Here is a 12118-nt window from a genome sequence, read left to right on the forward strand (position 1 = left end):
AACAACAGAACATTTAATTAGAGGTAATCATGGCTATTGAACGTACTTTTTCCATCATCAAACCAAACGCGGTGGCAAAAAACGTTATTGGCAGCATCTTTTCTCGCTTTGAAGCTGCAGGGTTCAAAATCGTCGGCACCAAAATGCTGCATCTGACCGTTGAGCAGGCTCGCGGTTTCTATGCTGAGCACGAAGGTCGCCCGTTCTTCGACGGTCTGGTTGAGTTCATGACCTCCGGCCCGATCGTGGTTTCCGTCCTGGAAGGCGAAAATGCGGTTCAGCGTCACCGTGACCTGCTGGGCGCCACCAACCCGGCGAACGCTCTGGCCGGTACCCTGCGCGCTGACTACGCTGATAGCTTCACTGAGAACGGCACCCATGGTTCCGATTCTGTAGAATCCGCTGCTCGCGAAATCGCGTTCTTCTTTGCTGAAGGCGAGGTTTGCCCGCGCACTCGCTAATCCTCGTCGTCTTTTCGACCGTCGCGGCGTTGGCTGCGCGCGTTCACCCCGGTCACATAGTTATCTATGCTCCCGGGGATTCACTTGCTTGCCGCCTTGCGACAATCGAAAAGCCTTAGAGGATTAAGCATGCGGTTATGATTTTTTTATCATTGACTGCGTGCAGGCATGGCTTCCATGCGCCAGAATTTGTAGAATATAGCGCCCCTGGACGAGCAGTCGCTCTCCGGGGCGTTTCTTTTTCAACCCACCTGGGGCCATAACGTGTAATAACGAGGCCGGAAAACATTATGTCTGAACAAATTGTCACGCCTGATACCGCCGCTCTGACGGTGCCGAACAAAGATGCCAAAATCAACCTGCTGGATTTAAACCGTCAGCAGATGCGCGAGTTTTTTAAAAACATGGGCGAGAAGCCTTTCCGCGCCGATCAGGTGATGAAATGGATGTATCACTACTGCTGCGACGACTTTGATGAAATGACCGACATCAACAAAGTCCTGCGCGGCAAACTGAAAGAAGTCGCTGAGATCCGTGCCCCGGAAGTGGTGGAAGAGCAACGCTCAACCGACGGCACCATCAAATGGGCGATCGCCGTTGGCGATCAGCGCGTCGAGACCGTCTATATCCCGGAAGAAGACCGCGCCACCCTGTGCGTCTCTTCACAGGTAGGCTGCGCGCTGGAATGTAAATTCTGCTCCACCGCTCAGCAGGGCTTTAACCGCAACCTGCGGGTGTCCGAAATTATCGGCCAGGTCTGGCGCGCGGCGAAAATCGTCGGCGCGGTGAAGACCACCGGCGTGCGTCCGATCACCAACGTGGTGATGATGGGCATGGGCGAGCCGCTGTTGAACCTCAACAACGTCGTCCCGGCGATGGAAATCATGCTGGATGACTTCGGTTTTGGTCTCTCCAAACGTCGCGTCACCCTGTCGACGTCTGGCGTGGTGCCGGCGCTGGATAAGCTCGGCGATATGATCGACGTCGCGCTGGCGATTTCCCTGCACGCGCCGAACGACACCATTCGTGACGAAATCGTCCCGATCAACAAAAAATACAACATCGAGACCTTCCTCAACTCGGTGCGTGGTTATATTTCGAAGTCCAACGCCAACCAGGGCCGGGTGACCATCGAGTACGTCATGCTGGATCACGTCAACGACGGTACCGAGCATGCCCACGAGTTGGCGGCGCTGCTGAAAGACACCCCGTGCAAGATCAACCTGATCCCATGGAACCCCTTCCCGGGTGCGCCTTACGGCCGTAGCTCCAACAGCCGCATCGACCGTTTCTCCAAGGTCCTGATGGAGTACGGCTTTACGACCATCGTGCGTAAAACCCGCGGTGACGATATTGATGCCGCCTGCGGCCAGCTGGCGGGCGATGTTATTGACCGTACCAAGCGCACGCTGCGTAAGCGGATGCAGGGTGAAGCGATTGACGTAAAAGCGGTCTGACAAATGATGACCCGTGCAGCACAGGCGGCGCGGGTCATATTTATGACCAATAACCAGGCGAAATACGCTGATTCAGTTAATAATTACGGTGCGTTTTTGTCGACTTTGAGGCAGTATGTAGCGGCACAACAACCGCTTAGCATTCAATTTTGATTCGTCTCTGTGATCGCGCGCCTGACAGTCCTATACTGTGAGGCTGACGTACCACAGATGTCTCGCGGCGCCGGCGTTTTCCCGCGCTGAACTTTAAATTTCACGTACCAGTAGTTGTAGCGAATGAATACTGAAGCCACTCAAGATCATCAAGAAGCAAACACCACGGGCGCGCGTTTGCGTCACGCCCGCGAACAACTCGGACTTAGCCAGCAAGCGGTGGCCGAACGCTTATGCCTGAAGGTGTCCACGGTTCGTGATATTGAAGACGATAAGGCACCTGCCGACCTCGCCTCCACCTTCCTGCGCGGTTACATCCGCTCCTACGCTCGCCTCGTACATATCCCTGAAGAAGAACTGCTGCCGATGATGGCCAAGCAAGCGCCTATCCGTGCGGCAAAGGTCGCGCCAATGCAGAGCTTCTCTTTAGGCAAGCGTCGCAAAAAGCGCGATGGCTGGCTGATGAGCTTTACCTGGCTGGTGCTGTTTGTGGTTATCGGCCTGAGCGGTGCCTGGTGGTGGCAAGACCATAAGGCGCAGCAGGAAGAGATCTCGACCATGGCCGATCAGTCTTCCGCTGAGCTGAACGGCGGTGACGCCAACAGCCAGAACGTGCCGCTGGATACCAGCGCGCCGGTAGACTCAGGCACCGATAGCGCCGCGAACAGCGCGCCAACCGATACCGCCAGCACACCGACCACCAGCGCCCCGGCTCAGACGCCAGCGGACAATAACGCGGTCGTGGCACCTTCTCAGGCTAATGTCGATACCGCCGGAACGGCCCCGACGACCCCGGCAACGCCGGCCTCGCCGTTACCGACCGATCAGGCGAACGTCACGACCCCAGCGGCGTCGGCACAGGATCTGGTGATGAACTTTTCCGCCGACTGCTGGCTGGAAGTGAGCGATGCCACCGGTAAAAAACTGTTCAGCGGCCTGCAGCGTAAAGGCGGCAACCTGAACCTGAGCGGTCAGGCGCCGTATAAACTGAAAATTGGCGCCCCGGCAGCGGTACAGATCCAGTTCCTCGGCAAGCCAGTCGATTTGAGTCGTTTTATCAGAACTAACCAGGTTGCGCGTCTGACCCTCAATGCCGAACAATCACCGGCGCAGTAACAGACGGGTAACGCGGGAGATTTTTCATGCATAACCAGGCTCCGATTCAACGTAGAAAATCTAAACGTATTTACGTTGGTAATGTGCCAATTGGCGATGGGGCCCCCATCGCCGTCCAGTCAATGACCAATACGCGTACCACCGATGTGGCCGCGACGGTAAGCCAAATCAAAGCGTTAGAGCGCGTCGGCGCGGACATCGTCCGCGTCTCTGTTCCGACGATGGATGCCGCCGAAGCGTTCAAACTGATCAAACAGCAGGTCAACGTCCCGCTGGTCGCCGATATCCATTTTGACTACCGTATCGCGTTGAAAGTCGCCGAATACGGTGTTGACTGCCTGCGTATCAACCCGGGCAACATCGGCAACGAAGAGCGCATTCGCACGGTTGTGGACTGCGCACGCGATAAAAACATTCCTATCCGCATCGGTGTCAACGCCGGCTCGCTGGAAAAAGATCTGCAGGAAAAATATGGCGAGCCGACGCCGCAGGCGCTGCTCGAATCGGCTATGCGCCACGTCGATCATCTCGATCGCCTCAACTTCGATCAGTTTAAAGTCAGCGTTAAAGCCTCCGACGTCTTCCTGGCGGTAGAGTCTTATCGCCTGCTGGCGAAACAGATCGATCAGCCGCTGCATCTCGGGATCACCGAAGCGGGTGGGGCACGCAGCGGCGCGGTGAAGTCCGCGATCGGCCTGGGCCTGCTGTTATCCGAGGGGATCGGCGATACGCTGCGCGTCTCGCTGGCGGCGGATCCGGTGGAAGAGATCAAGGTCGGCTTCGATATCCTCAAGTCCCTGCGCATTCGTGCTCGCGGCATTAACTTCATTGCCTGCCCAACCTGCTCGCGTCAGGAGTTTGACGTTATCGGTACGGTCAACGCCCTGGAGCAGCGTCTGGAAGATATCATCACCCCGATGGATGTTTCGATCATCGGCTGCGTGGTGAATGGTCCGGGCGAAGCGCTGGTCTCCACCCTCGGCGTGACCGGCGGCAACAAGAAAAGCGGCCTTTATGAAGACGGCGTGCGTAAAGATCGACTGGACAACGACGACATGATCGACCAGCTGGAAGCGCGTATTCGTGCCAAAGCCTCGATGCTCGATGAAGCCCGTCGTATTGACGTTCAACAGCTTGAAGCAAAATAACGTGTTGGGAAGCGATACGCTTCCCGTGTATGATTGAACCTGCGGGCGCAAGGCGCCGGGGTTCATTTTTGTATATATAAAGAGAATAAACGTGGCAAAGAACATTCAAGCCATCCGTGGCATGAACGATTATCTGCCGGGCGAAACCGCTCTCTGGCAGCGCATTGAAGGCTCACTGAAGCAGGTGCTCGGTAGCTACGGTTACAGCGAAATCCGTTTGCCGATTGTAGAGCAGACCCCGTTATTCAAACGCGCGATCGGCGAAGTGACCGACGTGGTTGAAAAAGAGATGTACACCTTTGAGGACCGCAACGGCGATAGCCTGACGCTGCGTCCGGAAGGGACGGCGGGCTGCGTACGTGCCGGCATCGAACATGGTCTGCTGTACAATCAAGAACAGCGTCTGTGGTACGTCGGGCCAATGTTCCGCCACGAGCGTCCGCAGAAAGGTCGCTACCGCCAGTTCCATCAGATTGGCGCCGAAGTGTTTGGCCTGCAGGGCCCGGACATCGATGCCGAGCTGATTATGCTGACCGCGCGCTGGTGGCGTGAGCTGGGCATCTCCGATCACGTCAGCCTTGAGCTGAACTCCATCGGTTCGCTGGAAGCGCGTGCCAACTACCGCGACGCGCTGGTCGCTTACCTGGAGCAGTTTACCGATAAACTGGATGAAGACAGCAAACGCCGGATGTACACCAACCCGCTGCGGGTGCTGGACTCCAAGAACCCGGACGTGCAGGCGCTGCTGAACGACGCGCCGGCGCTCGGCGACTACCTCGACGAAGAGTCGAAAGCCCACTTTGCCGGCCTGTGCGCGCTGCTTGACGATGCCGGGATCCGCTACACCGTCAACCAGCGTCTGGTACGCGGCCTCGACTACTATAACCGTACCGTGTTCGAGTGGGTAACCACCAGCCTCGGTTCCCAGGGCACCGTCTGCGCCGGCGGTCGTTACGACGGCCTGGTTGAGCAGTTGGGCGGTCGTGCCACCCCGGGCGTGGGCTTTGCTATGGGGCTGGAACGTCTTGTTTTACTGGTCCAGGCAGTGAATCCGGAATTTAAAGCCGATCCTGTTGTCGATATATACCTGGTAGCCTCCGGGACCGATACTCAGTCTGCTGCAATGCGTCTGGCTGAGCAGGTTCGCGATGCGCTGCCCGGCGTCAAGCTGATGACCAACCACGGCGGCGGCAACTTTAAGAAGCAGTTTGCCCGCGCCGATAAGTGGGGCGCCCGTATCGCCCTGGTGGTCGGTGAGTCAGAGATCGCTGACGGAAACGTGGTAGTGAAGGATTTACGCTCAGGTGAGCAAACTACCGTAACGCAGGAGAGCGTTGCCGCGCATTTGCGCACACTTCTGGGTTAATCTCCCGGGAATTATTAGTCAGGAGAAGGACTGCGTGGAAACTTTTAACAACGAGAACGATCAGGTCGATGCGCTGAAGCGCTTCTTTGCCGAAAACGGCAAAGCGCTGGCGGTCGGGGTGATTTTAGGGATTGGCGCGCTGGTTGGCTGGCGCTACTGGACCTCCCATCAGCAGGATACGGCCAGAGACGCGTCTCTGGCTTACGAACAGGCGACTTCCGCGCTGAAATCGAATACGCCAGAAGTACTGTCAGGGGCGGAGAAATTCGCGGCTGACAATAAAAATACCTACGGCGCCTTCGCCTCTCTCGAGCTGGCACAGCATTTTGTTGAACAGAACGATCTGCCTAACGCTGAAAAGCAGCTGCAGCAGGGGCTGGCGGCCGCGTCTGATGATAACCTGAAATCGGTTATCAGCATGCGTCTTGCCCGCGTTCAGCTGCAGATGAAACAGGCTGATGCGGCGCTGAAAACCCTCGACAGCATCAAAGGTGAGGGCTGGACCGCCATTGTGGCCGATTTGCGCGGCGAAATTCTGTTGAGCAAAGGCGATAAGCAAGGGGCCCGTGCGGCGTGGGAAGCTGGCGTGAAAAGCGATGCTTCTCCTGCGCTCAGCGAAATGATGCGTATGAAAATGAATAATTTGTCCATCTGAGAGGGACTCGATGCAATTGCGTAAATTACTTTTGCCAGGGCTGCTTTCCGTTACCTTGCTGAGCGGGTGTTCGCTGTTTAATAGCGAAGAAGATGTGGTGAAAATGTCACCGCTGCCGACGGTAGAAAACCAGTTTACGCCGTCCACGTCCTGGAGCACCTCGGTTGGCGATGGTATCGGCGAATTTTACTCTAACCTTCATCCGGCCTTCGCCGACGGCGTAGTGTATGCTGCTGACCGTAAAGGCACCGTCAAAGCGCTGAACGCGGACGACGGCAAAGAGGTGTGGTCTGTGAACCTGGCGGAGAAAGATGGCTGGTTCTCGCGCGTGCCAGCGCTGCTTTCCGGCGGTGTGACCGTCTCTGGCGGCCATGTTTATATTGGCAGTGAGAAAGCGCAGCTGTATGCGCTGAATACCAGCGATGGTACCGTTGCCTGGCAAACCCGCGTTGCTGGCGAGGCGCTGTCGCGTCCGGTGGTGAGCGATGGCATGGTGCTGGTGCATACCAGTAACGGCCAGCTGCAGGCGTTGAATGAGACCGATGGTGCCGTGAAGTGGACCGTTAACCTCGATATGCCGGCACTCTCCCTGCGCGGCGAGTCTGCGCCTGCGACCGCTTATGGCGCGGCGATCGTCGGAGGCGACAACGGCCGCGTCAGTGCAGTATTGATGCAGCAGGGGCAGATGATTTGGCAGCAGCGTATTTCTACGGCCACCGGCCCGACGGAAATTGACCGCCTGAACGACGTCGACACGACGCCGATCATCGTTAACGGTGTGGTTTATGCGCTGGCTTATAACGGTAACCTGACCGCGCTGGACCTGCGTAGCGGCCAGATTATGTGGAAACGCGAGCTGGGTTCGGTGAATGATTTCATCGTCGATGGTAACCGTATCTACCTGGTTGACCAGAACGATCGCCTGCTGGCACTGACCACCGATGGTGGTGTGACCCTGTGGACGCAAAGCGATCTGCTGCACCGTTTGCTGACCGCGCCGGTGTTGTATAATGGCAATCTGGTCGTCGGTGATAGCGAAGGCTACATGCACTGGGTGAATCCGGAAGATGGCCATTTTGTGGCACAGCAGAAAGTCGATAGTTCCGGCTTCCTGACCGATCCGGTGGTTGCAGATGGTCGACTGCTGATCCAGGCGAAAGACGGTACGCTGTACGCGATTACGCGTTAATTACCGCTGTCGTGAATGATTAAGAAACGGCCCCTGGCAGACAGGGGCCGTTTTGACTTTTTTAAAAACGTCGTTAAGACGATGTTGCTTAGTGATTGTATGAGGCATTTAACATGATACCTGTGGTCGCGCTTGTCGGGCGCCCTAACGTTGGAAAATCCACGCTCTTTAACCGCCTGACGCGCACTCGTGATGCGCTGGTTGCGGATTTCCCGGGGCTGACTCGTGACCGTAAGTACGGTCGGGCCGAAGTCGAAGGCCGCGAATTCATCTGTATCGATACCGGTGGTATTGATGGTACGGAAGAGGGCGTGGAAACCCGGATGGCGGAGCAGTCGCTGTTGGCTATCGAAGAGGCCGATGTGGTGCTGTTTATGGTCGATGCGCGCGCAGGCCTGATGCCGGCGGACATCGCCATCGCTAAACATCTGCGCTCTCGTGAAAAGCCCACCTTCCTGGTGGCCAATAAAACCGACGGCATCGATGTCGACCAGGCGATGGCGGACTTCTGGTCCTTAGGCCTGGGTGATATCTATCCTATCGCTGCTTCGCACGGCCGCGGCGTGACCAGCCTGCTGGAGCAGGCCCTGCTGCCATGGGTGGATGAGATCAGCCCGCAGGAAGAGGTGGATGAAGACGCCGAATACTGGGCAAAATTCGAAGCCGAGCAGAATGGTGAAGCGGAAGAAGAGCCGGAGGACGACTTCAATCCGCAGGATCTGCCGATCAAGCTGGCGATTGTTGGACGCCCTAACGTCGGTAAATCAACCCTCACCAACCGCATCCTCGGTGAAGATCGCGTGGTGGTTTACGATATGCCGGGCACCACCCGCGACAGTATTTACATCCCGATGCAGCGTGACGAGCGTGAATATGTGCTCATCGATACCGCCGGGGTACGTAAGCGCGGGAAAATCACCGACGTCGTGGAAAAGTTCTCGGTGATCAAAACGCTGCAGGCGATTGAAGACGCCAACGTCGTGCTGCTGGTGATCGATGCTCGCGAAGGGATCTCCGATCAGGACCTCTCGCTGCTGGGCTTTATTCTCAACAGCGGTCGTTCGCTGGTGATCGTTGTTAACAAGTGGGATGGCCTGAGTCAGGAAGTGAAGGAGCAGGTGAAGGAGACCCTCGACTATCGTCTGGGCTTTATCGACTTTGCCCGGGTGCACTTCATCTCCGCCCTGCACGGTAGCGGCGTCGGCAACCTGTTTGAATCGGTACGCGAAGCCTATGACAGCGCCACCCGCCGCGTAAGCACCGCGATGCTGACCCGGATCATGAACATGGCGGCGGAAGATCATCAGCCACCGCTGGTGCGTGGCCGTCGCGTGAAGCTGAAATATGCCCACGCCGGGGGCTACAACCCGCCTATCGTGGTGATCCACGGTAACCAGGTGAAGGATCTGCCGGATTCCTACAAGCGCTACCTGATGAACTACTTCCGTAAATCCCTGGACGTGATGGGTACGCCAATCCGGATCCAGTTCAAGGAAGGGGAAAACCCGTTCGCCAACAAGCGCAACACCCTGACGCCGAACCAGATGCGTAAACGTAAGCGCCTGATCAAGCACATCAAGAAAAGCAAATAATCATCAAACCCGCTTCGGCGGGTTTTTTGTGGCCGCCATGCCGGTAAATGTCAAAACCTTCCGCCATAATCCCGCGATACTTCGCGGGGAACAGAGCGGCTCAAAGGTGGACTTACTATGCAGATTGGTTTTATCGGCCTCGGCGCGGTGGTGGAAACCGCCTATTTACCGGCGCTGCGTCGCCTGGGAAACATCATCGACCGCTGCCAGGGCTATGACCTGGACTGCAGCAGAGCGCTGCCGGGGATCCAGCGCTGTAGTTCGCTGTCGGCACTGCTGGCCGAACCTCTGGATACGCTCTTCATTACCACCTCATCACTTCAGCATCTGCCCGTGCTGGAGAGAGCGTTAGCCAGCGGCATTTCCCGCATCGTGGTGGAAAAGCCGATCGTGGCCAACCTTGAGCAGGCCGCCCGGCTGCGGGCGCTGCTGGCGCCGCCTGAGCAGGCCGCGCGGGTGCTGGCTCTTGACCACTGGATGGCGCGAGGCGTTGCGCTGAACGCTCCTGGCCCACGGTGGCGGGCGGAAGGGGAGGCCAGCCGCCAGCCGCCGCCGCACCTGTCAGCGCAGGATATCGTCTGGCTCGAAGGCTATTTACAGGAGCCAAGCGGCTTTAACGCTGCCGGAGAGCCGGTCGCGCTCAATTTTGCCACCGGGGAGCTGGATACCCGGCAGCTGCGTCACCCTGATGGGGTGATCCTTGATATCGGCACCCATGTCCTGGCGATGCTCCGCGAAACCCTGCACGCCAGCGGAAGCGATACGGCGCTGAGCCTTTCCCTTCGGGTGGCGAAAGACCGCCTCGGCCATGGCATCGCCCCTGGGGATACGGTCACCGCAGAGGGGGAGGCGCATCTGCAGGGAACCCTGGGCACTATCCCGCTCAATATCTGGCTAAACAAATACGCGGGCCCCGCAGGCGGGCAAAAGGGAATGCGGATAGGGCTGCGGGACGGGCGAATCCTCATCCTCGACCGCTCCCCTGAGGGCGAAATGGTGACGCTGCACGACGGCGAGCGGATCCAGCGCTGGACCCGCCCCGGGACGATCTATTCGCACTGCCTCGATGAGCAGATCCTCGGCGCGGATAATCTGTTTATCCGGGCGCCCGACAGCGTGGCCGGGTTGACGCGACGTCGGCTTGAGGAAGTGGAATGGCTGCTCCGGCTACAGCAGCAATTACGCGGCCCTCATTAAACCCGGAACATGATAAAATAGGTGCAGATAAACGTTGAAAGGAATGGTTATGGAACTTGATTGCCCTCTGTGCCACGCGCCGTTAGATGTCAAAGGCAGCAGCGCGCATTGCGCCCAGTGCGAAAGGGTATTTGCCCTCGAGGCCCGCTGCCCGGAATGCCACCAGCCGCTGGAGGTGCTCAAGGCGTGCGGCGCGGTGGATTACTTTTGCCAGCATGGGCATGGCCTGATCTCGAAAAAACGGGTGGAATTTATTCCGCTGGTTTAGTGGGCGAAGGCTTTCTGGCTCGCGTTTTTTTTACCGGCGCGATCTGCTTCACTTCGCTTTCGACCCAGCCGTCTTTCAGGCGGGTGGTGAGCAGATCGCCGGTTTTGACCTGTTTTGTCTGTTTCAGCACCGTACCGTCGCTCACCGAGGTGACGCTGTAGCCGCGCGCCAGAGTGGCTAAGGGACTCACCGCCTCCAGATGGGTCACCGCGTTGCCAAACCGTTCACGCCGCTCGCTGAGGCGGCCACGCATATTTTCCGCCAGCCGGTATTCCAGCTGCTGGATCCGCGATTGCGCCCGGTGGATCCGTGGCTGCGGGTTGTAGTGATCCAGACGTTGAACGGTGCGCTTTTGCCGCTGTTCGGCGCGCTTAAGCTGCGATTCCACGGCGATACGCATCCGCTGGCGCAGGCGTTCCAGGGCGGTCTGCTGGCGGGCCAGGCGCAGCTGCGGATGCTGTTGCTGCAGGCGATGGAACAGCTGGGTAAAACGGCGCTGGCGACTGGCGAGGAAATAGTCCATCGCCATCTCCAGACGCTGCTGTCCGGACTGCAGCTGGCGCAGCAGCTCCTGCTGATTGCGGCTGACGATCTCCGCGGCGGCTGAGGGAGTCGGTGCTCGCAGGTCGGCAACAAAATCGGCGATCGTGACGTCGGTTTCATGGCCGACGGCGCTAACGATAGGGATCTGGCTGGCGAAAATAGCCCGTGCCACCCGTTCATCGTTAAAACTCCACAGATCCTCCAGCGAACCGCCGCCGCGTCCGACAATCAGTACGTCACACTCCTGGCGCGCGTTGGCCAGCGCGATGGCGCGCACAATCTGCCCGGGGGCGTCGTCACCCTGGACCGCGGTTGGGTAGATGATCACCGGCAGCCCGGGATCGCGGCGCCTGAGAACATGGAGAATATCGTGCAGCGCCGCACCGGTTTTCGAGGTGATGACGCCGACGCAGTGGGCGGGTGAGGGGAGCGCCTGCTTATGTTTTTGCTCGAACAGTCCTTCCGCCGTTAACTGCGCTTTGAGCTGCTCATACTTCTGCTGTAATAACCCTTCGCCGGCGGGCTGCATGCTTTCGACGATAATCTGGTAGTCGCCGCGCGGCTCATACAGGGTGATGTTGGCGCGAACCAGCACCTGCTGCCCGTGCTGTGGGCGAAACGTCACCCGGCGGTTGCTGTTGCGGAACATCGCGCAGCGCACCTGGGCGTTATCGTCTTTTAAGGTGAAGTACCAGTGGCCAGAGGAGGGCTGGCTGAAGTTAGAGATCTCGCCGCTGATCCAAACCTGGCCCATTTCGCGCTCAAGCAGCAGACGCACCGTCTGATTGAGGCGGCTTACGGTAAAAATTGCGGGGGATTGAGAGGGTAACATGTGAGCAAGATCAAACTTTAAATCAGCAGGTTATTCAGTCGATAGTAACGCGCTCAGAGGGGATGGCAAGTATTATTTGCAAAAAAGGGTAGATGCAATCGGTTACGCTCTGTATAATGCCACGGCAATATTTATCCACCC

11 protein-coding genes are annotated in these 12118 nt (G+C 57.9%); 10 read left to right on the top strand and 1 reads right to left on the bottom strand.

Going from position 1 to position 12118, the window contains the following annotated elements; all coding sequences use genetic code 11:
- Nucleotides 1–29: 29 nt before the first annotated feature.
- From ndk to AC3EMD_RS06410, 10 genes are all read left to right on the top strand, one after another.
- Nucleotides 30–461, top strand: a complete 432-nt coding sequence (ndk, locus tag AC3EMD_RS06365; RefSeq protein WP_004144312.1) for a nucleoside-diphosphate kinase — start codon at nucleotides 30–32, stop codon at nucleotides 459–461.
- A gap of 290 nt (nucleotides 462–751) precedes the next feature.
- Nucleotides 752–1918: a dual-specificity RNA methyltransferase RlmN gene (gene rlmN, locus AC3EMD_RS06370; RefSeq protein ID WP_008803802.1), complete on the top strand. Its 1167-nt coding sequence runs from the start codon at nucleotides 752–754 to the stop codon at nucleotides 1916–1918.
- Between the two features lie 276 nt (nucleotides 1919–2194).
- Entirely contained in the window at nucleotides 2195–3187 is a 993-nt protein-coding gene (rodZ, locus tag AC3EMD_RS06375) for a cytoskeleton protein RodZ (protein ID WP_008803804.1), read from the top strand.
- Nucleotides 3188–3213: 26 nt separating this feature from the next.
- Nucleotides 3214–4335 carry a flavodoxin-dependent (E)-4-hydroxy-3-methylbut-2-enyl-diphosphate synthase gene (ispG, locus tag AC3EMD_RS06380; protein ID WP_008803805.1) on the top strand — a complete coding sequence of 374 codons (1122 nt, stop codon included), beginning with the start codon at nucleotides 3214–3216 and terminating at the stop codon, nucleotides 4333–4335.
- 91 nt (nucleotides 4336–4426) lie between these two features.
- On the top strand, nucleotides 4427–5701 hold the full coding sequence (gene hisS, locus AC3EMD_RS06385) for a histidine--tRNA ligase (protein ID WP_012540880.1): 1275 nt from the start codon (nucleotides 4427–4429) through the stop codon (nucleotides 5699–5701).
- Nucleotides 5702–5735: 34 nt separating this feature from the next.
- On the top strand, nucleotides 5736–6356 hold the full coding sequence (locus AC3EMD_RS06390) for a YfgM family protein (RefSeq protein ID WP_004201892.1): 621 nt from the start codon (nucleotides 5736–5738) through the stop codon (nucleotides 6354–6356).
- 10 nt (nucleotides 6357–6366) lie between these two features.
- Nucleotides 6367–7545, top strand: coding sequence for an outer membrane protein assembly factor BamB (gene bamB / locus AC3EMD_RS06395; protein WP_008803807.1), 1179 nt, complete (start codon nucleotides 6367–6369; stop codon nucleotides 7543–7545).
- A 113-nt stretch (nucleotides 7546–7658) separates the two neighbouring features.
- On the top strand, nucleotides 7659–9137 hold the full coding sequence (der, locus tag AC3EMD_RS06400) for a ribosome biogenesis GTPase Der (protein WP_008803808.1): 1479 nt from the start codon (nucleotides 7659–7661) through the stop codon (nucleotides 9135–9137).
- Between the two features lie 117 nt (nucleotides 9138–9254).
- Nucleotides 9255–10334, top strand: a complete 1080-nt coding sequence (locus tag AC3EMD_RS06405) for a Gfo/Idh/MocA family oxidoreductase (RefSeq protein ID WP_047666847.1) — start codon at nucleotides 9255–9257, stop codon at nucleotides 10332–10334.
- A 49-nt stretch (nucleotides 10335–10383) separates the two neighbouring features.
- A complete protein-coding gene (locus tag AC3EMD_RS06410; protein ID WP_004201901.1) occupies nucleotides 10384–10602 on the top strand; it encodes a zinc ribbon domain-containing protein in 219 nt (72 codons plus the stop codon).
- Here AC3EMD_RS06410 and xseA read toward each other — a convergent pair.
- Nucleotides 10586–11977 carry an exodeoxyribonuclease VII large subunit gene (gene xseA, locus AC3EMD_RS06415; protein WP_023340611.1) on the bottom strand — a complete coding sequence of 464 codons (1392 nt, stop codon included), beginning with the start codon at nucleotides 11975–11977 and terminating at the stop codon, nucleotides 10586–10588. The two genes, AC3EMD_RS06410 and xseA, sit on opposite strands and share 17 nt — an antisense overlap.
- Nucleotides 11978–12118: the final 141 nt, after the last annotated feature.

The organism is Klebsiella sp. PK18 (genome assembly GCF_057784655.1).